Below are 23,593 nucleotides of genomic sequence, written 5' to 3'. Positions count from 1 at the left end.
GGCCGTCGCGTGTCGCTGCGGCTGCGCCGGGGTTCCACGCCTCCCGGTGGGGTGGTGCGAGCTCTCCCTCCTGGTCCTCGTGGGGGTGGGGGCCGGTCGTCAGGTGACGGCAGTCAGGTCGGTGATCCGGGCCCAGGCGAGGGTGAACGCGCTGGTCCAGGGCCATGCCGGATCGAGGCGGAGGTAGCGGCGGCGGGCGTGGTGGGCGAGGCGTCCGGGCTGGTGGTAGATCCGCAAGCGCATGGTGTCGGGTTCGGCGTCGGCAAGGCCGTCCTGGTCGTGGAGGGCCAGGAGGCGGAGCCAGGCATCGAGGTCGGCAGCGAGGTTCGCCGCGAGCATCCAGCCGGTGTTGCCCTGGTAGGACTTCAGGGGCAGGTTGTGCAGACCCATCGCCTTGTTCGTCCGCACCTCGTCTTCGACGACGGCGTGATGACGGTGCAGAGCGTCCAGCCACTGCGCTTGGTGGGAGCCCGCGATCCGGGTCATCTTGCGGATGTTCGTCGCGGTGATCGAGTACTTCCAGCCCGTCTTCTTCTCGAAGCCGGTCAGATTCGCCGTGTGCCGGCTGGAGGGTTTCACCCGCCGCACGATCAGCCGTAGGCCCTCGCTCCAGCCCTCGCGTTCACTCAGCCCGGACAGTTCGGCGACGAAGTAGCCCTCCTGGACGGTGCCGTCCTGGTTCAGGGAGGTCTCCCAGGCCGCTTCGGGAAGCTTGGCGATGGCCTGTTCGTCGGCCTCGGTGATGGTCCAGCCGGTGGTGAACTTCACTGTGCGGCGGCGGGTGTTGAGCGCGGTGAGGTGTTCGTGTAGGCCGTGGGTGGCGCCGGCTCCGTCGACCCGCACGAGGATCTTCGCGGTGGAGGCGCCGGGGATCTGTGCGAGCGCGTCGGCCAGCACCCTCTTGTGGTCACTGACCGTGTTCGAGCCCGCGTTGCCCGGGCGCAGGAGCATCGCCAGGCATTCGCCGGTGTTCGCGCACCAGGCCGCCAGCGGGTGGAAGCCGAAGGTCTTCTTCCATGTCGCTGCCGCACCCTGCTTCTTCGAGGCGGCGGTGATGATGGTGGCGTCCATGTCGACGATCACCCAGTTGTGCAGGCGTTTCCCGGCAACGGTCAGCCAGGGAAACCCGCCGGGCCGCAACGCGAGCCAGGACCACACCACCCGGCGGACCTTCGCCCGCGCCCGGGCGACCTGCGCGAGCCGGTCGCCGTCCAGCAGCTCCAGGGTGCGATGCGTCGTGGAGTCGGAGACTCGCGGGCCGGTCAACCGTTCATGGTGCAGGGCCAGTTGTTCGGCCTCCAAGATGCTGCGGGCTCCGACCGCGATCGCTATGCCCAGCTGCACGAACGCCACCGCCCGGTCCCGCCACCCCGACCCGCCCTGCGGGAACGCCCCGGCCAGCGCCTCGGTCAGCCCTGCCCGATCCGCGAGGCGCCGCAACAGCACCACCCCCGCATGCCCGACCAGCCCCTTACCGTCGGCCCGTACGACCAGGCCCCGGTCCCACCCTGTACGCTCACTCACCAGAAAGGTGCCCTGACTTCTGCTACCGATGCTTCCTCGACAGTCGCATCCTCGCAGGTCAGCGGCACCTCTCTGCTTTCAGGCCATCAGTCGGCCAATTCGGCTGAAGAGCCAGGGTCAGTCACGAACGACCCGGCCCCTTCGCTCCGCCCCGATTACAGGGGCTTCGTCACTACTACGAGCCGGTCCGCCAGCGCGTCCCGCTTCGGTACTCGATCCCTTGCGGTGGTTGCCGCTTGGGACACTCCCTCTCGCCCGGCTCATGTGTCGGGCAGTATCGAGACGCGCCTTCTCCTGTTCCATGCGAGAGCGGCAGACCGGACTCACGTCGCCTATATGCCGGACACCACCTGGCCAGTAGACGGGTATCCGCCAGGCTCATCCCGGAGTTGGTTGCACACCCCGGTTTCGATGTCGTCTAAGTCATTACGACACGTCAGCAGCGATTCGCTTGCGCTCGTCTTCCCGGTCCCTACCTGACGCCTCTTACGACGCCTTTTCCTCATCGCTCACCACGACAGTATTCAACTGACGCAGCATGAGGTGGTTTGAAGCCTCCCCCCGCAGGGCGGCTCCGAAGGGCCAACAATTCCTTCATCTCTCGCACAGCACCGCAGAATCAGCTTCACCTACATAAAGCGTCTTCTCGCGTTCAGGACACAAACAACCACGAGCACCGGCACTCGGGCATCGGCTGGCACACACCCGCCAGCGTGCACTTCGGCACCGCCGAGGAGGTCCGCGACCAGCGAGCCGTCACCCTCGCCGACGCATACGCCCGCCACCCCGAACGCTTCGGCCGCCGCCCCCGCCCACCCCGGATACCCCAGCAGGCATGGATCAACGACCCGGCCAAGCGCCGCGAACCCACACCACAAACCTCATAGCCTCACGACCGTCTCACTGGACTTGAAATCTTCCGCGCGCGGCGGGCCTGAGCAAGTTCGCCCTGCGTACGGAGGCTGTGCCGGCCTAACTGCTGAGCCTCGCCGCGGTGCTCGACGGCGGGCGTGCCTAGTGGTCACTCGTTCGGCGCGAACCAGGCCGCGGTCTCATCCTTTTCGACCAAGCCGATGATTTCCCGCATCCGCTCGCTCATCGGCGGCAGCGCGTCCAGCGAGAACCAGGCGACGTCCACCGACTCGTCATCGCACACCTGCGGCAACTGGTCAGGGTCCGCCGGGCGGCACGCGAAGACGACTTCGAAGTACTGCGCCCGGTGGCCGTTACTGTGCCGTACCGGCGGAGAATGCGTCACCGCGGCCAGGCGCTCGACCAGCACCCGCAGTCCGGTCTCCTCCTCAACCTCCCGTGCCACCGCGGCAGCCGGCGCCTCTCCCGGCTCCACGATCCCGCTCAGCGGCGTCCACAGGCCGGCAGCAGACCGGCGCTGCAGCAGTACCTGCCGGTTCTCGTCGCGCACGACCGCGACCACACCCGGGAGCCAGAGAAGGCAGTCGGGACCGACAGCCTTCCGGAGATCTGATACAAAATCAGGAATCATGTCCCCACCGTAGAGCGGCCGAGAGGCCAGCGAACGGCTTTCACACCCCCCGTACTGCCGCCGCCGAGCGTGGTCGAGCACCCTTGCAGTCGGTGAAGCCTTGTTCGGCCCACCCCGGCGAGCGGGAAACACGAGAGAGCAGCACGCTGCTCCAGCAGTTCTTGCTGGCCCACGGAGCTCTAGTCCGTCATGGGGATGAGCGCGGACCGGTCGGTGTTCGGGATCCACCGGCGGTCTCGAGGGCCGTTGAACACGTCGCGGGGCAGCGGGACGGCCTCGGTGCTGAGGGTCTCGTAGACCTCCAGGAAGAGCTCGTCCCCCTCCGGCGCGTCCTGGCTCGCCTCGGTGAACGCGGCCACCAGGGCCAGGACGTCGTCACCGAACTGAGCCCGGTTCTCCTCGAACCAGGCTCCCGCCCACTGCGCCGCGTGGTCCTCCCGGCGCACGACCGCTACGGCGCTGACGTAGGGGTGGTCGTTGCGCAGGCTGCCGTTGCGGCCCGCGACGCCGCGGAAGTCGCCCAGTACCCCGTCTGGCAGGACCGGGGCTTGAACAGTGAGATCGCCGCACATCGCGGACAGGATCATGTGCGGTGAGTCGAACGGGATCGGCCGGCCGCCGGGGTTGTCGAGCACGATGACCAGCGGCCAGCCCCGGTCCCGCAGGCCCTTGAGCTGGCCGGCGGCCTTCTTGATCTGCTTACGGATCGGCGCGAGCGCCTCGCTGAGCGAGCGGGACATCACCTGACCCGGGACGGCGTTCTCGAACATGCCGTACGTCTCGAACGCCTTCACCTCCGCGACGAGCGTGTGCTCGCCCGCGGTGATCAGGTAGTCGGGGTGGCGGCCGATGCCGAACTCGGGCTCCACCTCGAAGGTGTAACCCCGCTCACGGAGGTATCGGGCGACGCGCGCTTCGGCTACGTCGCCGATCCTGGGTGCTGTCACGCGGGTAGTATGCCCGAGTCGGCCCTGGCCGGGTTAGGGCCTGGTGGCGATGATCGCCTCGGTGCGGATCACCTCGTCGAACCGCCCGGAAGGGGCGAAGGCGAGCAGCGCTGCGCGCAGGTCCTCCTCGAAGGCGTCCTTCTGCTCGCCGAGCTGGGCGGGGCTGGAGTACGACAGGCTGAACACCCAGCCGATGACCTCGTCCACTGTGCGGGTCAGGGTGTGGTCCCAGCGCGCGGTGTCGACCTTGGAGAACGGGGAGCGCGCGAGGACGTCCTGGTGGCGCTCCTTGGGGTGGGAGTAGGTGCCGGAGCCGGCGCGGCGCTCGGGGCCGAGGTAGCGGGTGCGGACCTCGTCGACGACGTGGCGCCAGTCGGCGGGCTCGAGGTCGCCGGGGGCGCCGCCGGAGGCGAGGACGATCGCTCCGCCCGGTTCGATGATCCGGTCGAGGTCCCGGGCGACCTGGTCGCGGTCCATCCAGTGGTAGGCCGCGCCCATGACGGTGAGCAGGACAGGCCCGATGTCCATCGTCGGGAGGGTGGTGGAGTCGCCCTCGCGCCAGTCGATGTTGGTGACGTCCTGCTCGGCGGCGAGGCGGCGGCCCTCTTCGAGCATGCCCTTCTCGGGATCGACGGCGATGACCTCGCCGACGAGGGGTGCGAGGTCGAGGGCGATGATGCCGGGGCCGGCGCCGAGGTCGAGGACGCGCTGGGTGCCATCGAGGCCGAAGCGGTCGGCGAGCAGGGTGTAGAACTCGGGCGCGTAGCGGGGCCGGTGCGCGGCGTAGTACGGCGCGGTGGACGCGAACAGTTCGTCGGGCGTGTACGAGGTCACGGGTCCAGTCTCTCGCGGGGGTGCGGTCAGGGTCGGGTGTTCGGTCAACGAGCCGGGGCGGTGTTCAGGTGCTTCCACCAGTCGGCCAGGGGGCGCGCGCCGGAGCCTTCGCGGGCGACGGAGCCGTCTGGGTGGCGGTCGCGGGCGCCGAGGAGCTGCCGTGCGACGTCGTCCAGGTCCGGCCGGTCGAGGAGGCCGGGGTCGGGGTCGTCGACGGCGTTGAGCCAGCGGTAGCCGTACTGCATCATCACGGCGAGCCGGTCGTGGCCGGAGCGGTTGAGGCCGCCGGCGTGCCAGGTGCGGTTCTCGAAGAGGACCACGTCGTGGGGGCCGAAGTCCGGGGTGATCGCGCCGGCCGGGTCGATGTCCCCCTCCGGGACGGTGACGGGCCCGGTGCGGGTGTGACTGCCGGGCACGAACATCGTGAGCCCGGCGTCCGGGCCCGGGTCGGTGAGGAAGTACGCCACCTTGATCGCCAGACGAGGCGTGTGCTCGACGCCGAGGTCGGCCACGGTGGAGGACATGTCGCGGTGCCAGCCGTGGCGGGACGGCACGCGGATGGTGCGCTGCTCGTCCGGCAGGGACGGCATGGAGATCAGGTTGCTCGACATCAGGTGGATGTTGGGGCTGAGCAGGCCGATGAGCGTGGGCAGCACGGCCGGGTTGGCGAGGAGCGGGAGGAAGGCGTCGTCCAGGGCGAGGACGCCGCGGAAGCCGTCCTTGCCGTCGACCGAGCGGTCCCGGCCCGCGGAGCGGTCGGTGGCCAGGAGTCGTACGGCGGCCTCGGCCGCGCGGTCTCGTACCTCGGGGGTGAGGGCGCCGCGCAGGACGAGGAGGCCGTCGCGGTCGAAGGCGGCCAGCTGCTCGGGGTCGGGTGCGAGCGGGGTGGTCATCGCGGCTCCTTGAGCATCGAGAGCGCCTGGGCGGTGAGCGCGGCGGCGGACATGCCGCAGTGCTCCAGCAGGTCGGCGGAGGGCAGAGGGCGGCCGGGGTCGCGGTAGCCGACCACGCGGACGCGAGCGGCTTCGCCGCGGCCGGCCAGCAGGGCTCGTACGGCCGGGGCCTGCGTGACAGTGGCCAGCAGCACCGGGGCGCCGGTCGGGAACAGGCGGTCGAACGCGGCGTCGGGCAGTGCGGCGGGCCAGGTGTCCGGGTGCCCGAGAACGGTGAGGTCGTTGACGTGCACGTAGCGGATGCGGGCATCCGGGCGGGCATCGGCAAGCCGTCCGGCCGCGCGGGACAGCTCACGGGCCGCGACGTCCCCGGCGGAGGCCAGGACGATGTCCGGGCTTCCGGAGCCGGGGGTGCTCTGGTGCGGCCAGATTGCGGCGCCGACGGTCAGCTCCTCGCGGAAGGTGTCCGGGGGGAAGGTGAGCGTGTGGTGCTTGTCGGCGAGCAGGAAGTTCGCCCGGTCCCGGCCGGCGAGCATGACCGCGAGAACGGCGGCCGCGCGGGTGGCGTCGGCCGGGGTGTAGACGTGCACGGTGGGGTTCTCGGTCTCCAGCATCGCGGAGACGAGCCCGGGGTTCTGGTGGGTGTAGGTGTTGCGCCAGCCCAGCGAGGTGATCAGGTAGTTGATGTTCGCCAGCCCGCCGGCGCCGGTCGCGGTCCGCGCGCTGCGGTGCTTGAGGTGCTGGACGAGCAGGCTGGTGTTGACCGCGGCGAACGCCTCGTACGTGGCCAGCAGCGCGTCGCGGCCGGTCTCGGTGTAGCCCTGCAGCCAGGCGTGGCAGATCTCCTCGTTGAGGATCTCGCTCGCCCATTCCGGCATCCCGCCGTCGGGTCCGTCGGCCAGGTGCAGCCGGTTGGAGGCGGCCTCGTCCGGGCTGAACAGGCGGAAGGCGCCGGCGGCGGCGCGTTCGCGGATCACTGCGCTGAGCAGTGGCCACGCCTCCGTGCCGCGGACGGCGAGCGGGGCCACCGGCGGGGCCGGGCGGGGCCGGGGCGGCGGGTGCGGCAGTGCCTGCCGTACGAGGTCGGACGGCAGTCCCCGGTCGGTGAACAGCGCGGCGGGCTCGTACGAGGCCAGCCAAGCGGCGAGCGCGTCGAACTCCTCCCCGTTGTGGGCGGGGTCCTTCAGCGGGGTCTTGTGGACGGCCGGGGTTCCGGCGATCCGGCGGCCGGCGACCTCCTCGGGCCCGGTCGCGCCCTTGGGCATGGTCAGGACGAGCACCGGCTGGGGGCGGGCGATCCCGAGCGGGCGCAGCCGGGCGAACACCTCGGCCAGGACCGTCCGGAAGCCGGCCGTGTCGGAGCCGTCGTGGAGGAACGGCTCGTATCCCAGGCCGGTGAAGTACGCGCGTAGCTCGTCCTCGTCGAGCCCGGCCAAGAGGGAGGGGCCGCCCATCCGCAGGCCGTTGGCGAGCACGACGGGCAGCACCGCGCCGTGCAGGCCGGACCCGAGCAGCGCCCGCCGGGCCGTCCAGGCCGCCGCGGCGGCGCCGGTCTCCAGCTCCCCGTCGCCGAGCAGCGCGACCACCAGGCGGTGCGGGGCGTCCAGGACCATGCCCTGCGCGACGGCGAGCGCCGGCCCGAGCTGGCCGCCGGTGTAGCGCACGCCGGGGATGAGCGGGGTGATCTCCCCGCCGTAGGAGCGGGTGTGCGGGAAGCCCGCGGCCAGCGCGCACATGTCGGCCGCCGACCAGCCCGGTCCGCTGCCGGTCAGGGTGAGGGTCTTCGTCAGGTAGGCGTGGGCGAGCGCCGACGGGCCGGCGTGCCCGGCGCCGTGGACGACGAGGACCTCGCTGCCCGGGGGACGCCATGCGGTGAGCGGCCCCAGGTGCGCGAGCATGAAGTTCACCGGCGGGCACACCCCCCAGTGTCCGCTCGGCGCCTCCTTCACGTCCTCCACCCGCAGCGGCCGGGCGGGCAGCACGTTGTCGTTCAGGTACAGCTGCGCGGCGCACAGGTAGTTCAGCGCCCGCCACGCGGCCGTGACGGCCGCGTCCGGCACGCGCGCCGCGGCGTGGGCTGCGGCCTGGCTCCAGTCGGGGAAGTCCCCCGGGCCCGCCGCAACAGCGGGCCCGGGAGCCATGACGGTCTCGCTCACCGAGCCGTTCCTTTCCGCGCGGCGGCCGCGTCCACGGCGGCAGTGACCCGCCCGGCCCGGATCTCCGCGGTGCCGGCCTCGGTGACCAGGTGGAGGATCTGCGCCTGCTCGTGGGCGGGCACCGCCGCCCAGTCCAGCCCGGCCCGCTCCAGGGCGGCGGCCAGATCCTCGGGCACGCTGCGCGGGGTGCGGTCCCGCACGCCCTGCACCGTCAGCGGCACGCCGGTCACGCCGTCCGTGACGGCCGCGTACGGCACCGCGGCCTGCCCGCGCAGCGCGTACGCCACGACGGTCCTGGAACTGCCGGTGGGGAAGGTGACGCGCAGCTGGGCGCCGCGCTGGCCGACCGGTCCGCGGCAGGGCAGCAGCAGGAAGTCCCGGCCGCCGATCCGCTCCGGCCGGGCCACCACATGCGCGGTGTCGGAGGCGGCCGGCAGCGGGAGCAGGACCATCGGGTCCGGGCCCGCCGCGTCGGGCTCGGGGAGCTGGGGCGGGCGGGTGACGGCGATGATGCCGCCCTGGCCGCCTCCGGCGCGCCGCGCCGCCTTGTGCGTGAACAGCGTCCGGTCCACCGCCGCGAGCAGGCTGTCGGTGAAGGCGTGCTTCCACCCCCTCTCCCGTTCGTTGGGCAGGTCCCCGGCGGTGACGAACATCAGGCCGAAGGAGACCGTCACCGGCAGCGCGGCGCCGAGCCGGTCCCGCAGTATCCCGAGGGCCTGGTGGAACTGGGCGGCTTCATCCACGACCGCGGCGAGGATCACCTCGTCGCCGCCGAACGTCGCCGCGCAGCCGGAGTCGAAGGGCTGCTCACGGAACCACTCACGGGTCGTGGCCCCCACGGTCGCCATGACCTCGTTGCCGGCCAGGTGCCCATAGGAGGTCGGGTTGGTGGAGTTCGTGCGCTCCACGTGGTCCTTCAGCCCGTCGACGTCCCCGATCGCCAGTGCCACCAGCCGCCCCGCCTCCAGGGCGGCGGCCAGGCAGCGCGGGATGTGGCTGTGGAAGTCCGGGAAGGCGACCAGGCCGGTGACCGCGTCCTCCCGGCTGCCCTCGCACCAGGTGCGCAGCGGCAGCCGACTGGGGTCGAACAGCGGCACGGACGCGGTCAGCGGGTCGTGGACAGGGGGTGTTGCCGGGCGGGACGTACGGGACGGCTCCATCAGCCGGCCACCTCCGATGTGATCGCCTCCGCCGCCGCCCGGGCGGGCAACAGCAAGAGGAGGGTGTTGAGGGAGTGCAGGCGAAGCGTGGGCGCGGCGGACATCAGCGGGCCGGTCGTGTGGTACCGGTCCACCCAGGCCGTGTGCCAGCCAGCCGCCGCGGCCCCGCGGACGTCGGCGTTCACCGAGTCGCCGACGTGCAGCAGCTCCTGCGGTCGCAGCCCGCTGGCCTGCTGGACGGCCGCGAAGGCCTCCGGCTCCGGCTTGATCGCGCCCGTGCGCGCCGAGTAGAAGACGCCGTCCAGCAGCTCGCGGAACACGACGGGTTCCTGCTCGGGAACCGAGGAGCCGAGCGCGTTGGTCATCGCGTACAGCGCGAAGCCCCGCGCGCGCAGCGCGGCCAGGGTGTCCGGCACGTCCAGGTACAGCTGCGGGTCCTCGGCCCGGCGCCGGGCCCGCTCCAGCACCTCGGTGAGCGCGCCGGCGAGCGCGGGCCGCCCGAAGTCGGCCGCGATCTCCTGGGCGAGGCCCTGCGGAGAGACCAGGCGCCGCTTGGCGCTCCTGCCCATGAAGGCACGGGCCTGCTCCAGGGAGATGCCGAGGACCTCGGCGACCTGGCCGGTCGTCGCCACCGGCTCCGGGCGCACCAGCGTGCCGCCCATGTCGAAGCAGACCGCCCGCACCCCGGACCACGTCCGGTCGCTCATGACCCGATCCCCCACGCCGGGAGCGGCGAGGAGGTGACCGGCAGCGGGGCGAGCCCGGCGCCGGGCCCGGACGGCAGCATCCCCGCCTGCACCTCGGTGGGTTCGGTGAACACCTGCTGCCGCAGCGGCTCCAGCGTCAGGTGCCACTCCACCGCCGGGACCTTGTCCCGGCAGCACGCGCCGGCCAGCGCGAGCGCCGCCCACAGCCGGTCGCCGTGCGGGAACGTCGCCATGCCCAGGTCCGCGGCGACCTCCGTGGTGTGCAGGGAGCGGGCCAGCCCGCCCGACCAGCCCGGGTCGGTCTGCCACACGTCCACCGACCCGCCGGTCAACAGCCGCATCTGCTCGTGCTCGTCGACCGCGTGCTCCCCGGCCGCCATCGGCACCCCGGCCCCGGCCGCCCGCACCCGGCCCCAGGCGAAGCCGCCCGGCTCCAGCAGCTCCTCGGCGAACGCGACCTCCAGGTCGGCCAGCACCGGCAGCAGGGCGAGCGCCTCGTCCAGCCGGCACCGGCGCAGCCCGTCGACCATGAACCTGCCCTCGCCCGCCGCCTCCCGCAGCGCCCCCAGCACCCGGGCGACAGCCCGCGGGCCCTGGCGCAGCAGCTCCTTGGTGAGAGGCCACTTCTGCCCCCAGAACCCCTGCCCGGCGATCCACTCCGCCGCCTTCACCGCCTCCGGCCGGGCCGGATCCAGCCCGAGCGCGGACGCGTACACCGGCACCCGCTCCCGCACCGTGCCGCCCAGCAGCTCCGGCACCGACCGGCCCGAAGCCCGCGACGCCAGATCCCAGCACGCCAGCTCGACCGCCGACACGGCCTGCCGGACGTGCGCCCCCTGCTGGTGCCTGCTGGTCCGCGGCCGGTAGCCGAGCTTGCGCGGCGCCGCCGCATCGTGCCCGACCAGCCCGTCGGCGAGCGAGTCCACGACGAGCCGCGCCACGCCCTCCCCGACCGGCGCGTGCCAGCCCGAGACCCCGTCCCCGACCACCTCGACCGCGAACCGGGTCCGGTGCTCCGCCCACGACGGACCCGCCGGCGCGACCGCCACCGCGGCCACCGCATCCGGTAACCCCTCCGGCAGACCGGCCGGCTGCCCGACCACCGGCCACACCCGCACCGCCCGCACCACCGACACGGCCGCGCCGTCCCGGCCGGCCATCAGATCCGCGCCCCGGTCAGCTGCCCCCCGGCGAACGTGTACGCCCACGGCGAGCGGTAGTTCTGCCACCACTGCGGCCGCAGCCCCGTCTCCGCGAACAGCTCCTCGACCGCGCGGCGCATGGCCAGGTTCCACTCGATCGTGTCCGACCCCGGCGCCCGGTAGACGTCCATGAAAGGGTTGTGCGCCTGGAACGTCTGGAACCGCGGGAACGTCGTCGTCACCGGCACCAGCCGCCTCAGGTTCTCCACGGCCTCCTCGATCGGGTCCAGACCCACGATGTAGGTGAAGTCCGTGGTGATGCCCCGCTCCTTCGCCGCCCCGAGCGTGGCGACCATCTGGTCCACCGTCAGCGCGGCCTTGGACTGCTTGAGGATGCTCGCCCGGTTGGTGAAGCACTCCACCGTCAGCGTCAGGTGGAAGGGCCCGAGCCCGGCGGCCCGGTCCAGGCCCGCCTCGCTGGTGAGCACCGACGACAGGAAGTGCAGCGTCCCCTCGCAGCCGGTGCTGCGCATCGCGGCGCGCACGCCCTCCAGGTGCTCCAAGGCCAGGTGCTCGTACAGGAAGCACCCGGTGCACACCGTCACGGTCTCGACCCCCGACAGGTCCGGCATCCCGGAGTTCGCCGCGAGGGTGGCGAAGTAGCCGGGCAGGTCGAGTTCGCGGATCGCCGGGTCCGACGCGCCCTCCAGGGTGTTCGGGCAGAACGTGCACCCGACGCACTGGGACCGCTGGTTGGAGTTCAGGGTGAGCATCTTGGTGCCGTTGCGCCAGTAGCCCAGCACGGCGTCATCGTCCTCGATGCCGCTGACCGTGCCGACCCGCTCACCGTGCAGCCGCAGCTCGCGCTCGTCGATCTCGAACGGCGAGTCCTCGCGGCCCAGCGAGAGGATCAGGTAGGACGGGTCGGCCGGCCGCGAGTCCAGCGCCAGCTGGAACCGCATCCGCGGCTTGTCCAGCGGCGAACGCGCCCCGCAGCTGTTCAGCGCGATGAGCAGCACGTCCTCGGGGTTGATCTTCCACTCGCGGGCCACCTCTTCCAGGTGGCGGACGGATTCGAGCATCGGCTTCCCTCTCTCGCCTACGGAGCAGGGCACCGGAAAAGCCGGCGCCCGTCGGAGTCGTGCGTCCCGGCTTCACGCGGAGAACCCTCCCGTGAAGCCGGTGCCAGACCGTAGGCGGAGACACCCCCCTGTTTGCTCACAGCTGTGAACACTCAGTGCCTCTCTGGCTACATCGTGCAGCCATGCGTACAAGGACGCCGTTCCACTACCCGCGTCGAATCGGTGAGAAAGGCACGCGGACGCTGCGCGGCCGCGCGGACTACTTGATCGCTATCTGCTGATGCCCATTCGGTGAGCCAGCCCAGCCAGGTCGCGCTGCACATGGGCGGGAAGCCGTTTTCCGAGAAGGTGGCTGACCGAGTCGCCGATCAGCGCATCCGCGTGAACCCGCTGAGGGGCGATCAGTTCCGCCCGGAGGAACCGCTCGGCCGCAGTCGACTCCTGCCCGCGGACGTAGACGAGGGCCCGTCCCAGATCGGAATGGTAGGCCGCCTGCCGACCAGGGGCGCTGATGATTTCAGGGTGCACGTCGGCACCCGCCGTGACGGCGTCGCCATGGTGCCCGAGGTCGACGTTGAGGCTGACGCGGTGGATCTTGACGTTTGTTGGGCCGAAGTTCAGATGAAAGGCGCGCGTCTCTCCGATTCCGTCTGCCAGGCGCGCCGCCTCTGCTAGGTGGGAACGGACGTCGGAAGTGCGGTCACCCGCCGGCCTACTCGGATCCCTGGTGATGCTCGTGGCAGAAATCAGGTGAAGCTCACCGAGCAGGGCCTCGGCATGGGGCAGGGCGAGGTGTTGCTCCAGCAGGTTCACCGTGGCGGTTGCCTTGGACAAGGCCTGCTGCGGGCTCCCGGCCGCCATAAGGATGTGCGTGGCGAAGAAGCCGCTCAGGGCGGTGTAGACCGGGTCCTCGAGTTCGGCGATGGCCTCGCTGGCCCGGGTGACCGCGATGAAGGCCAAATCGGTGTAACCGAGCGACTTGAGCATCAGGGTGCACGCGGGGTGGTAGGCATCGGCGAGCAGCCGCAGCACCCGTAGCCGCGTACGTCCCTCCCTCGCCGCGGCCGCCGCCTGGAGGTCCGACAGCAGCGCCGGGAGCTTGACCGCCAAGGCCCCGTACTCTGCGGCGTGATAGAGCCGGTTCGCCTGCCGCACCCGCGCCGCCAGACGCGTCAGGGGCTCCTCGGGCGCCGGGCGGTCAGGCGGACTGCCCAACGTCATACCCATCAGCGTGAGCCGTAGCTCCGGGATGGCAGCGTGAGCCTGAGTAGCGTGGGGGTCCACCGGCAGGAAGGGCTGTCCCAGCAGTTCGGCCGGCGCGACCCTCAAAGCGTCGGCGATCGCGTTGATGTACGCGGGGTCCTTCAAGAGCCGCTGACCGCTCTCGATCATCGACAGGTAGGAGTTCGAGACGCCAGCCAGGCCGCCCAGCGCTCGTACGGTTAGCCCCCGTTTGCCCCGGAGTGTCCGTACTCGCTTGCCGATCAGCTTGGCCTGCTCCTGCTGCCGCTCGTCCATGATCGCCTGCCCACTCTCCCGGATCACTGCGTAGGTTAGGCCAGGTCCGGCCGTCGCAGCCGGGCATTCCCCGAACGGGCCGTGATCACTTCATGCCGAACCGCGCTGCGATCTCGCCCAGCATCGCGGCGTGTTCTTGAGCGCGAACGGGGAGAACACACAGGAGCTCGCGTGCCAGCGGATCCAGACGGGTGTGCAACGGCGCGATGGATTCTGCGGCCGCCAGATCCTCGGCCGCCGATCCGTATTCGCCGAGCCTGGCCCGCGCGGACGCGGTTAGGACGAGCAGAGCGGAGCGGTCGCCAGCCGGGAGGCAGGTAGCGCCCGCTGCCTGTTCAAGCACGTGGTCGTAAGCACCGCACTCCGCCGCCGCGAAGGCCCTGGCGCACGCAACCTGGGATCGTTGCCGCGCATCGACGGCTTTCGCTTGAGCAGACGCGAGCAGGTACTCGCTCTTTGTTTCGTTCCCGAGCGTCGCGTGCGCGACGGCCAACGGCAGTAGAACCTCTGGTGGAGCGTCGGCCTCTATCCATGTGGCCCTGGCGACGGCTGGCCCAGCCTGCCCCAGGTCCAACAGCAGCCTGACCTCCTCCGCCAGCACCGCTGAGCGTGCTTCTGCGGGAGGACATGCCCGAGCGAGGACACTCCAGGCGAGGTCCCAGTATCCGAGGCGGCGTAGGAGCCGGCTCACGGCTACGTGAGCCGCTGCACGAGCAGTGGTGACCCCGAGATCGGCGTCGGCGGGCTGCGGCAGACCAGCCAGTTGCAGCAGCCCCGGGACCTTCAGAGCGGCGGAGGCGAGGTCGCCAGCCTCATCGGCCGTCTGCAGCCCTTCGACGAGCGCGGCCAGTTCCTCCCGGCTGGCCTCCCCGACGGCATCATCCGCGGAGAGCGAGCGAGCCAGATACCGACGCGCGTGCCACCCGAGCGCGTGCACCGTGGAGTGGTCGGCCTCGTCTGGCATGTAGGGCTGGCCGGTCAGTTCAGCCGGATCCAGCCGAAGGGCGTTGGCGATCGCACTAAGCACGCGGCGCTGGTCAACCCAGTCCCTCCCCGCCTCGAGGTCTCCGATCAACCTCTCAGGGAGGCCGGAACGCAAGCTCAAACCGGCCACGGTGAGGCCTCGACGTATTCGCCACTCGGAGAGGTGAAGCCCTCCAGGAGTGGGACCCTCACCGATCATCTCCTGCGTCACCAGGGTGCTCGCATGGCTACTCGCGGGCTCCGTGCTCTTCCTCGGGCGGCAAACGCCGATCGCGGCGCGGTCACTTCTACGGGACCACATGGGCTTTGGTGCGACACAGTAGCCACGTCGAACCGGCCAAAGCGAATATGCCAGGTTGGGGCGTATACGAACTCCTCTACCTCGACGGTGCCATGCTCCCCGCGCCAGTTGCATCAGGCCGAAGTTGTCCAGAGGCCGTCGGGCTGACGCTGCCTGGTTTGCCACGACACCCTCCGCAAGGCGCTCAACGCCTGACCGCGCAGACCGGACCATGGCGGTGCTGTCCGTCGAGCAGCGTCTCGGCCAGGGGGAACAGCCGCCGACATCCGGACACGAACGCGCACCCGTCAGCCCCTGTACGAGCAGACCGGCCGTAGCGCCAGCACTCTGCCCCTATCGTGGTTCAGAAGGGGATAGGGGGCAGCACGGGTGCGTGATTCCAGGCTGGTGCAGACGGCGGTCATCGGCGACGAGCACTCCGATGTGCCTGTCGTCCTGCCACCCGAGGCGATCGAACTCGATGCCTTCCGCCACTCCCACGAAGGCGACACGTTCTGGTGCGGAGTGCTGCTTGGCGGCTGCGGCGCCCAGCTCGCCACGAAGCTCTACGTCGATCGGCAGTGCCACTTCCAGCACTTCCCTCAGCCGAACGGCATCCCGAACACCTGCCGCCGGCCGGCCGTGGGCGAATCCAGCGCGGACCATCTGTATGTGAAGTCGGCCATGTCCCGGTCGCTGCTGGACCACGGCCGCGCCGGACGCTTCGCCTTCCCGCCCCCGATCGGCTCGGTGGTCGACGTGGACCTGGAGGACGGCCCCGCGCTGCGCATCCACATGGACGGCTCCGTCCGGCCCGACTGGGAGGACACCGAGCGGACCGTGGTCCTGGGACCCGGTGTGGTGCCGGACCCTGCCCGGTTGGCGGGCTGCCCGTATGTCTACCGGGTGCGGTGTGACAGCGACGGCGCGACCCGCCGGGTCTGGATCGGAACGCAGAGCCTGGCCCACCCCACCGAGTGGGTCCCGTTCAGCGAGTGCGCGTGGACGGACGAGGGCCTGCTCACGCCTGCCGCCTCCCGCATCCTGCGGGACCGCTCCGCCGCTGGAAGCCGGCTGGCCGCACCGGCGCCGTCCACGGGCCGGGGTGCTCTGCCGGAGAGCGTGGTCACGTTCGTCCGCGGCCTGGAGACGGCGCAGCGAACGGGGACGGTGGATCACGTGCGCCGGCTCTGCAACGGCAGCAGCTCCTTCCTGGACAGCCTGAGCTCGACGGCGCGAGCCGAGGCAGAGCGGGCTCTGAAGGAGGCGAAGGGGTGGCTGGCCACCCACGAGGAGTACCAGCGCCGCATCTTCAGGAACCTGGAGACCGCGGTCCGTGAACGGCGGGCGTGGGATGTCCGGTCCGGGATTCAGCAGGCCGCGTCCCTGACCCGGCGTGGGGCCAGCGCCGAGGAGCACCGCATCCTGGCCGCGGCCCGGGCCTATCTGCGCGAGCACGATTATGCCGGTGAGCCCGCGGCCCAGGCGGCCTTGCGCCGACAGCTGCACCACAGGCCGGCGCCGGCGGCCCCGAAGCGGCCGGGGCCCTCCACGAGCAGGAAGCCGAACCGGACGGAGGAGGCGGCGGCAAGAGCCCGTTCCCTGCTGAAGCGGCTCGCTCGCGAGAGCGACCTCCTGGCCGATGATGAGCTGGCGAAGCTGGTTCAGGAGCTGACGTGGGCGGCGAACATCGCAGGCTCCCTCCTCAGAGGCCCCGAGTGGGACCGGGTCGACCGCTGGGTTCGCAAGGCACGACGGCGGCGACCGGTGCGCACCGAGGCCGCACCGCCCCGTACCCGCACGAAGCCCCCGGCGGGCGGGAAGCCGGAGAGCTGGGCGCGCGTGAAGCTCGACCCGCTGGCCGCCGCGGTCAAGGGCATCCTGCAGAAGGCCGCAGCGACCGGAACCACGCTCACCTGGGCGGAGGTCCGCGCCCAGCTCCCGCCAGATCTGCCCGCCCTCGAGCGGAGTCGGCAAACGGGTGTGCTCATCGACGTCGACCGGAGCCGTCCGGGGACCGCACCGTTGCTGTCCGCGCTCGTCACGGGTGCCGATCACGACATGCATCCGGCCTACCCCCGGATCGCGGCTGCGGCCGGCCGGCCCCAGCCGCGGGGAGAGCTGGAAGCGGTGGCGCAGTGGGCTGTGGAGGTCTCCCGCTTCCCACGGGCCGGCAGGAAGTAAGCCGCGCCCCGGCGGCGGGCCGTGGTCCGGCCACCCGGTCAGGCCGCGATGCTCAGTTCGGTGCGGGCACGGTGGAGGAAATCACGGACGGCCGGCTCCCGGCGCCAGGGGGCGAGCGCGCCGGTGAACTCGCGGACGTAGTCCTTGGCGCGCGCGGACTGGACGCGGGCGAGGATGTCGACGGACCGGTTGCCCAGGTCGAGTCCGTGCTCGAGGTCGCGGGCCTGGAGGTGTGCGGTGCCGACGATCGCGAGCCGCATGCCGACCGAGCGGGTGAACACCCCCGTCGGCATGGCGGCGGCCTGCTGGTTCCAGGCGAGGGCGGCCTTGGGGTTCTTCAGGTCGCGGAAGACCTCAGCGGCGTCAGCGGACAGCCGGGCATGGTGGTAGAAGTCGATCCACCCCGGCTCGTCACCCGCCCGGACGTCGGCCTGGCCGAGGAGGTCCTCGGAAGCGGCCAGCGCGCGGGAGGCCGCCTTCGGGTCGTTGTCGCGGGCGTGTGCGCGGGCTTCGATGAGCTTGGTGAACGCCAGCACCCGCGGCGCCGCGTGCCCCCGGGCACGCTCGAAGGCGCCCTGGGCCATGTCCACGGCCTCGGAGGCGAAGCCGCGCAGCAGTGACTGCATGGCCATGGTGGTCAGGACGTAGCAGCCGAGCTGCACATCGCCGCCGGCCCGGGCCAGGCGCAGGGCCTGGATGAAGTGGCGCTGGGCGGCGTCGTGCTGGCCGACGTCGAACGCTGTCCACCCGGCGAGGCGGGAGAGTTCGGCGGTGACGGAGAACAGCTCGCGGCCGACGGCGTCGGAGAACGAGCCGCGCAGCAGCGGGGCGGCGCGTTCGGTCAGGCAGGCGGTGACGGAGTTGGCCTTCCAGTTCCCGCCGCCGTACTTGGAGTCCCAGCGGCGGGCCTCGTCGGCGGCGTCCCTCAGCTCGTCGAGGTCGGCGCGGCCGACCTGCTGGCCGCCGGTGTGGTCGGCTGCCTCGTCGGCGGGGGTGACCAGCCAGCGGGTGACCGGCGTGGTGAAGGCGGACACGGCGAAGCCGGATCCGGTGAGGAAGTCGCGGCGGTTCACGCTGCTCCAGAACGAGGTGGCTACCCGGACCGCCTCCGCGCGGTCCCGGGGGAAATCCAACCCCACATCAGCATCCGGTGTCTCGGCCTCGCCCATACCGATCTCGCTGAGATCCACGGGGCGGCCGAGCCGTTCGCCGATCGCCTGTGCGAGGAGGGTGGGCACGGGCCACTTCGGGATCATGCCGCGCTGGCACCAGTTTGCGATGGAGGTGTGCGAGTAGTCGGTGTCCATCCCGGCCTGGTGGGCGAGCTGGTTGACCCGCAGGGCCAGGGACTTCTTGCTCGCGCCGCAGGCTTCGATGAGCCGGGCCAGGTCCGCGTTGGGCGGACGGGTCCGGCGGGCGGTCGAGGCCACCGTGTCCCCCTTCTTGACCAGGTGCTGAAGGTGCTCGCACACGACAGACGGCGTATGCCCGGCCTGATCCTGCAGCCTGGGCAGGCCCGCTCCCGAACGGGCATCACGTACGCCTCGCACACGTTGGGCAACTGAGGGTATTGCCTCACCGGGCTGCAGCGAACCGCTTCTGCGAGTTGTGAGCCCCCCTGTGAGCCCTCCCGGCCCCGGCGGCCGGACGGTGAGATGAGGGCACCGGCCGCCGCCGGACTGCTTAGAGCTCTCCGGCGGCGGCCGTCCCAGGCACCACGACGACTTCACGCTCGGGGGTGAACCAGGATGTGCGGAATCGCAGGACTGGCCGGAGGAGACGCCGCCCGGCACGAGAGCACCATCGCCGCCATGGGCGCCTCCCAGCGCTACCGCGGCCCCGACGGCACGATGCACACCGCCACGAGGGACGGCCGGGCGGTGCTGGCCATGAACACGCTCCTGATCGTCGACCCGCACGCCGACCCCGGCCCCTACACCGACGCGGGCACCGGGCTGGTGCTGGCCTTCAACGGCGAGATCTACAACTGGCGCCGGCAGGCCGCCGCCTGGGGCATCGAGATCGGCGAGCGCGAGTCGGACGCCCACTTCCTGCTGCGCGCCTGGGCCAAGATCGGCCCCTCGTGCCTGGACGGGCTCGACGGCATGTTCGCCCTGTCCGTCTACGACCCGCGCACCGCGAAACTGTTCCTGGCGCGCGACCGGCTGGGCGAGAAGCCGCTGTACTGGCGGCTGGACGGTGGCCGGCTCGCGTTCGCCTCCGAGGTCACCACCCTGACCGGGTACGGCCCGGCGCCGCTGGTCTTACGGCCCGAGGTCACCGCGATCGAGACCCCGGTCGGCGCCGACACCCCCTTCCAGGGCATCCAGCTGCTCGCCCCGGCCACGCTGCTGACGTTCGACGTGCCCACCGGCTCCGTCGACCAGATGACGTGGTGGCACCTGGAGGACCGCGCCCCGTACACCGGCACCTACCGCGAAGCCCTGGCGAAGTTCTCCACCGTCCTGGCCGAGCAGATCCCGCTGCGCGTACCGGCCTGCGACTTCGCGCTGCTGCTGTCGGGCGGCCTGGACTCCGCGGTCCTCGCGTACCTGATGCGGCCGCCGGTCTGCGTCACCGTCCGCTACCCGGGCCAGGACCGCCTGGACGAGTCGGACACCGCCGCGGTGATCGCCCGGGACATCGGCGCCGAGCTGGTGGTGGTCGAACCGGACCCGGCCGACTTCACCCGTGCCCTGCCGCACATGGTGCGCGCCCTGGACTACCCGATGGGCAACGCCTCCACCTTCTCGGAGCACATGGCCTATCGGAAGATCGCCGATTTGGGCCTGCGTGTGGTGGTCGGCGGGCTCGGGCCGGACGAGTTCCTCATGGGCTACGTCCGCCAGGCCCTCGTCCTCTTCGGGCCCGAGAAGGTGCTCGCCGCCGGACTGGAGGCGTACCGGCCGCTGGCCGGCAAGCTCCTGCGCCCGGCCGAGCAGCCTCTCACCCCGGCGGAGGCGGTGACCCGTCTGGTGCTGCGCGGGCCCGACCCGGACGGACGGGTCCGCGACCTGGTCGCCGACGCGTTCGCCCGGGCCGGAGGAGACCTCGCTCGCGGGCTGACGCTCGCCGACCTGGCCACGGCCTGGCGGCCGCTGGTGATGACCAGCGACAAGCTCGCCTCCGCCTACGCTCTCGAACGCCGCTCCCCGTACCTGGCCCGCGACCTGGTCGAGCTGTCCTACCGCCTCCCCGCCTCCTACAAGATCTCCGACCCTGCGCAGGGCAAGCGGATCCTGCGCGACGCCGCCAAGGCCCTCGGCCTGCCCCGAGAGGTCTGGGCGAGCCGGGACAAGCTCGGCTTCGCCAGCCCCGTCCCGGCCTGGCTCAACGGACAGCTCGCGGCCTGGGCCGACGCGGCGATCAAGACCGCGCTCGCCGACGCCCCGCCCGCCTGGCGACCGCTGCTGGAGACGGGACTCGCCCCGGGCGGCCGGTTCGACCGCACCCGCATGCAGGCCCTGATGGCCGCCGCCTGGTTCTCCGATCAGACGGTCAGGACAGCAGCATGACGATCCCTCCGGTCACTACCGTGTCGGCATGCACTCCGACACCACCGACGCCTACGGGCCGGCCACCGCCCGCGGGGCCGTCGCCCTCATCACCAACCGCCGCGGCGAGCTGCTGATGCACCTGCGCGACGACCTCCCCGGCGTCATCGCCTGGCCGAACCACTGGAGCTTGCTGGGCGGCGGCTGCGATGCCGGCGAGCCCCCGGCCGCCGCGATCGTCCGGGAGCTCGACGAGGAAGCCGGCCTCAAGCCCCGGAATCTCACCGAGCTGTTCGAGATCCGCGACGTGCACGGCTCCGGGCAGCTGATCACGTTCTTCTCCGCCTGCTGGGACGGCGACGAGACGCAGCTGCCGCTCGCCGAAGGCGTCAAGCTCCAGTTCTTCGCCCCCGAACACCTCGACATCCTCACGATCCCGCCGTTCATCCGGGCCGGGATCCACCGCCATCTGGCCGCTCGGCCCTCCTGACCCCCGACGGACGGGGACAGGGTGGGGCCGGGCGGCCCCACCCGAAGGGACGAGCACGCCCATGAAGATGACCGTCATCGGATGCGGATACCTCGGCGCCACCCACGCGGTCTGCATGGCCGAACTCGGCCACCAGGTCCTCGGCATGGACTGCGACATCGACAAGGTCCACACCCTGTCCACCGGCAAGGCCCCCTTCTACGAGCGGGACCTCGACGACCTCCTCGCCAAGCACACCGCCTTCGGCCAGCTGCGGTTCACCGCCTCCTACGCCGAGGCCGCCGGCTTCGCCGACCTGCACTTCATCGGCGTGGGCACCCCGCAGCAGCCCGACGGCTCCTACGACCTCACCCACCTCTTCGACGCCGTCCGCCAGCTGGCCCCGCTCCTGACCCGGCCGGCGGTCGTCGCGGTCAAGTCCACCGTCCCCGTCGGCACCGCACCCCGCGTCGCCGAACTGCTCCACGAGCTGGCCCCGGCAGGCGACCTGGTCGAGGTCGCGTGGAACCCGGAGTTCCTGCGCGAGTCCTTCGCCATCGAGGACACCCTGCGCCCCGACCGGCTCGTCCTGGGCTTCGGCCCTGGCCGCTCCCGGGCCGAGGCCGCGTTGCGGGAGGCGTTCGAGAAGATCATCGACGCCGGTACGCCGACGATCGTCACCGACTGGGCCACCGCCGAGCTCGCCAAGGGCGCCGCGAACTCCTTCCTCGCCACCAAGATCTCCTTCGTCAACGCGATGGCCGAGGTCTGCGAAGCCTCTGGCGCCAACGTCGAAGAGCTCGCCGCCATCCTCGGCCACGACCACCGCATCGGCCGCCGCGGCATGCGCCCTGGGCTCGGCTTCGGCGGCGGCTGCCTGCCCAAGGACCTGCGCGGCTTCATCGCCCGCGCCGACGAGCTCGACGCCGCACCGGCCGCCGGGATCCTGCGCGAAGCTGACGCCGTCAACGCCCGCCGCCGCGAGCGCGTCGCCGCCATGGCCCGCCAGGAGCTCGGCGGCGACGTGCGGGGCAAGCGGATCACCGTCTGGGGCGCCGCCTTCAAGCCCGAGACCGACGACATCCGCGACTCACCCGCCCTCGCCGTCGCCCAGGCCCTGCACGAACTCGGCGCCTGCGTCACCGTCACCGACCCCAAGGCCCTCGACAACGCCCGCAAGCTCCACCCCGCCCTCGACTACGCCGACGACCCGATCGCCGCCGCGCAGGACGCCGATCTGCTACTGCACCTGACCGAGTGGCCCCACTACCGGCACATCGACCCCGCCCGCCTCGCCTCCCGCGTCGCGAAGGCGAAGGTGATCGACGCCCGCGGCACCCTCAACGCCGACGACTGGCGCAGTGCCGGGTGGATCTACCGGGCCCTCGGCCGACCCTGACGGCTCAAGGCCGACACCGCGCCGGCGGCCCGGGCAGACCCGGGCCGCCGACGGCGTTGACCCGGCAGCCGCCGGGCGGCCTTGACCCCTTCCAGCAGCGTCCACAGCGGCCGGCCCTCGGCGGCCCACAGCTCAAGCCGGCCCCGGTCGATCAGGTGGACGCCGTACGTCTCGCTCCGCTCCAGCGCCGACAGGGTGAACCGGCCGTTGGTGACAATGAGCGCGAACCGGGCCCCGTGGACCGTCTTCGCGGTGCCAGCGAGCCGCTGCAAGACCTCCACACCGATCGCCTTGCCTTCCCAGCCGTCCCGCCTGTGCTTGCACTGAACGACCCAGATCCGGTCATCTGCGTCGACACCGCGGACGTCGCAGACGTCATCGTGCGCTCCGCCGACCCGCTCGGCTTCGAAGCCGTCGCGGCGCATCAGGTCCCGCACCGCGAACTCGAACTCGCGGTGGTGCAGAGCGTCGATCTTCTCCAGCGACAGCCGCACGCCCTGAGCCCGCCGTTCCTCCCAGCGGCGGCGCTGGTCGCCGGCCAGAGCCCAGACGGCCAGCAGCATGAACACCACCTGCGGCACGACGGCGTAGATCCCCCAGTGCTCGTTCAGCCAGGCTCCCAGCCAGATCCCGAACCCGACCACCGCGGCGAGGGCGGCCACCGCCGCGCCGATCAGCACGCCATCTCGCAGTCCTTCACGCGAGACCCGCCGTCCGGCCTCAGCAGGCTCGCGGGCCGGATCCGGGAAGTCCAGCAGGAGGTCTGCGTCCAGAGCGGCGTCCGGGACCGCGGTGCGCTGGGTTAAGTCGGCGGGCGCTTCGCCGTCTTCCGGCCGTTCGCCGCCATGTGCCTTGTCCTCAACCACCGGTGCTCCTTCTCGAGTTGACGTCACAGACCGGGCGACAACTCCACCACAGGGCACCGACATCCCGTGCCCGCCTCGACCCACCGGCCGGGCGCCGCCGGGCAAGAGCAGCACCCTCGGGTGGAGCCGCCGAGCGTGCCTTGGCCCCTGCCGTGGCCGGAGGGACTCGAGGTGGCGGGATCGTCAGGACTCGGGACGGCGCGGGGCGCCGCCGCGCGAGCGGAACGTGGCCCCTGCGTCTTCGAGCAGGCGGTGCACGCCGCCGTACGAGCGGCCTGTCTCCTCGGCCAGAGCCCGGATGCTGGCCCCGGCGTCGTACTTCTTCTTCAGGTCGGCGGCGAGCTTGTCGCGGTCCGCGCCGGGCGCGAGCCGGCGGGCCGGGGTCTTGTTGGACATGAGCGGATTCCTTCCTGCGAGGGCGGGCGATGCCCCCCCATGATCGCGTGGGGT

19 protein-coding genes and 1 pseudogene are annotated in these 23,593 nt (G+C 71.8%); 5 read left to right on the top strand and 15 right to left on the bottom strand.

The genetic code is table 11. From position 1 onward, the window contains the following. Positions 1-99: 99 nt before the first annotated feature. On the bottom strand, positions 100-1,524 hold the full coding sequence (locus tag OG393_RS33680; RefSeq protein WP_327378874.1) for an IS1380 family transposase: 1,425 nt from the start codon (positions 1,522-1,524) through the stop codon (positions 100-102). A 650-nt stretch (positions 1,525-2,174) separates the two neighbouring features. Here OG393_RS33680 and OG393_RS33675 point away from each other — a divergent pair. Continuing rightward, positions 2,175-2,411 (top strand): annotated as a pseudogene (locus tag OG393_RS33675) (IS3-like element ISAar44 family transposase); the annotation flags it as partial. A 134-nt stretch (positions 2,412-2,545) separates the two neighbouring features. Here OG393_RS33675 and OG393_RS33670 read toward each other — a convergent pair. From OG393_RS33670 to OG393_RS33620, 11 genes are all read right to left on the bottom strand, one after another. Next, the gene (locus OG393_RS33670) at positions 2,546-3,028 is read right to left on the bottom strand and encodes an NUDIX hydrolase (protein WP_327378873.1); all 483 of its coding nucleotides are present in this window, start codon (positions 3,026-3,028) and stop codon (positions 2,546-2,548) included. A 179-nt stretch (positions 3,029-3,207) separates the two neighbouring features. After that, positions 3,208-3,975, bottom strand: coding sequence for a hypothetical protein (locus OG393_RS33665; protein WP_327378872.1), 768 nt, complete (start codon positions 3,973-3,975; stop codon positions 3,208-3,210). A gap of 33 nt (positions 3,976-4,008) precedes the next feature. Beyond that, complete coding sequence (locus OG393_RS33660; protein WP_327378871.1) at positions 4,009-4,809, bottom strand: class I SAM-dependent methyltransferase; 801 nt, start codon at positions 4,807-4,809, stop codon at positions 4,009-4,011. Between the two features lie 44 nt (positions 4,810-4,853). Beyond that, the gene (locus OG393_RS33655) at positions 4,854-5,702 is read right to left on the bottom strand and encodes a phytanoyl-CoA dioxygenase family protein (RefSeq protein ID WP_327378870.1); all 849 of its coding nucleotides are present in this window, start codon (positions 5,700-5,702) and stop codon (positions 4,854-4,856) included. Beyond that, positions 5,699-7,858 carry a phosphoketolase gene (locus OG393_RS33650; protein WP_327378869.1) on the bottom strand — a complete coding sequence of 720 codons (2,160 nt, stop codon included), beginning with the start codon at positions 7,856-7,858 and terminating at the stop codon, positions 5,699-5,701. Before OG393_RS33650 ends, OG393_RS33655 begins: the two co-directional genes overlap by 4 nt. Then, positions 7,855-9,018 carry a hypothetical protein gene (locus OG393_RS33645; RefSeq protein ID WP_327378868.1) on the bottom strand — a complete coding sequence of 388 codons (1,164 nt, stop codon included), beginning with the start codon at positions 9,016-9,018 and terminating at the stop codon, positions 7,855-7,857. Before OG393_RS33645 ends, OG393_RS33650 begins: the two co-directional genes overlap by 4 nt. Beyond that, complete coding sequence (locus tag OG393_RS33640) at positions 9,018-9,725, bottom strand: HAD family hydrolase (protein ID WP_327378867.1); 708 nt, start codon at positions 9,723-9,725, stop codon at positions 9,018-9,020. Before OG393_RS33640 ends, OG393_RS33645 begins: the two co-directional genes overlap by 1 nt. Further along, positions 9,722-10,885, bottom strand: a complete 1,164-nt coding sequence (locus OG393_RS33635) for an enolase C-terminal domain-like protein (RefSeq protein WP_327378866.1) — start codon at positions 10,883-10,885, stop codon at positions 9,722-9,724. The genes OG393_RS33640 and OG393_RS33635 overlap by 4 nt, the downstream gene beginning before the upstream one ends. Continuing rightward, positions 10,885-11,949: a radical SAM protein gene (locus OG393_RS33630; RefSeq protein WP_327378865.1), complete on the bottom strand. Its 1,065-nt coding sequence runs from the start codon at positions 11,947-11,949 to the stop codon at positions 10,885-10,887. The genes OG393_RS33635 and OG393_RS33630 overlap by 1 nt, the downstream gene beginning before the upstream one ends. Before the next feature lie 270 nt (positions 11,950-12,219). After that, positions 12,220-13,467 (bottom strand): helix-turn-helix domain-containing protein, encoded by a 1,248-nt coding sequence (locus tag OG393_RS33625; RefSeq protein ID WP_327378864.1) that lies wholly within the window; start codon positions 13,465-13,467, stop codon positions 12,220-12,222. 85 nt (positions 13,468-13,552) lie between these two features. Continuing rightward, positions 13,553-14,542, bottom strand: coding sequence for a DNA-binding protein (locus OG393_RS33620; RefSeq protein ID WP_327378863.1), 990 nt, complete (start codon positions 14,540-14,542; stop codon positions 13,553-13,555). 579 nt (positions 14,543-15,121) lie between these two features. On the opposite strand from OG393_RS33620, the gene OG393_RS33615 reads away from it, so the two are divergent. Further along, on the top strand, positions 15,122-16,915 hold the full coding sequence (locus tag OG393_RS33615) for a hypothetical protein (protein WP_327378862.1): 1,794 nt from the start codon (positions 15,122-15,124) through the stop codon (positions 16,913-16,915). Between the two features lie 38 nt (positions 16,916-16,953). Here OG393_RS33615 and OG393_RS33610 read toward each other — a convergent pair whose 3' ends face one another. Continuing rightward, the gene (locus tag OG393_RS33610; protein ID WP_327378963.1) at positions 16,954-18,345 is read right to left on the bottom strand and encodes a sporulation protein; all 1,392 of its coding nucleotides are present in this window, start codon (positions 18,343-18,345) and stop codon (positions 16,954-16,956) included. A gap of 318 nt (positions 18,346-18,663) precedes the next feature. Between OG393_RS33610 and OG393_RS33605 the strand changes: the two genes are divergently transcribed. The 3 genes from OG393_RS33605 (at position 18,664) to OG393_RS33595 (ending at position 22,277) form a co-directional block, all read left to right on the top strand. Next, the gene (locus OG393_RS33605) at positions 18,664-20,430 is read left to right on the top strand and encodes an asparagine synthetase B family protein (protein ID WP_327378861.1); all 1,767 of its coding nucleotides are present in this window, start codon (positions 18,664-18,666) and stop codon (positions 20,428-20,430) included. A gap of 28 nt (positions 20,431-20,458) precedes the next feature. Beyond that, positions 20,459-20,899 carry an NUDIX domain-containing protein gene (locus OG393_RS33600; protein ID WP_327378860.1) on the top strand — a complete coding sequence of 147 codons (441 nt, stop codon included), beginning with the start codon at positions 20,459-20,461 and terminating at the stop codon, positions 20,897-20,899. 61 nt (positions 20,900-20,960) lie between these two features. Beyond that, complete coding sequence (locus tag OG393_RS33595) at positions 20,961-22,277, top strand: UDP-glucose dehydrogenase family protein (RefSeq protein WP_327378859.1); 1,317 nt, start codon at positions 20,961-20,963, stop codon at positions 22,275-22,277. Here the strand turns inward: OG393_RS33595 and OG393_RS33590 are convergent. Then, positions 22,253-23,143, bottom strand: coding sequence for a restriction endonuclease (locus tag OG393_RS33590; RefSeq protein ID WP_327378858.1), 891 nt, complete (start codon positions 23,141-23,143; stop codon positions 22,253-22,255). The genes OG393_RS33595 and OG393_RS33590 overlap by 25 nt on opposite strands. A 183-nt stretch (positions 23,144-23,326) precedes the next feature. After that, the gene (locus tag OG393_RS33585; RefSeq protein WP_327378857.1) at positions 23,327-23,539 is read right to left on the bottom strand and encodes a helix-turn-helix domain-containing protein; all 213 of its coding nucleotides are present in this window, start codon (positions 23,537-23,539) and stop codon (positions 23,327-23,329) included. Positions 23,540-23,593 lie beyond the last annotated feature (54 nt).

The organism is Streptomyces sp. NBC_01216 (genome assembly GCF_035994945.1).
GTDB lineage: Bacteria > Actinomycetota > Actinomycetes > Streptomycetales > Streptomycetaceae > Streptomyces.
This window is presented reverse-complemented; position numbering and strand designations above follow the sequence as displayed.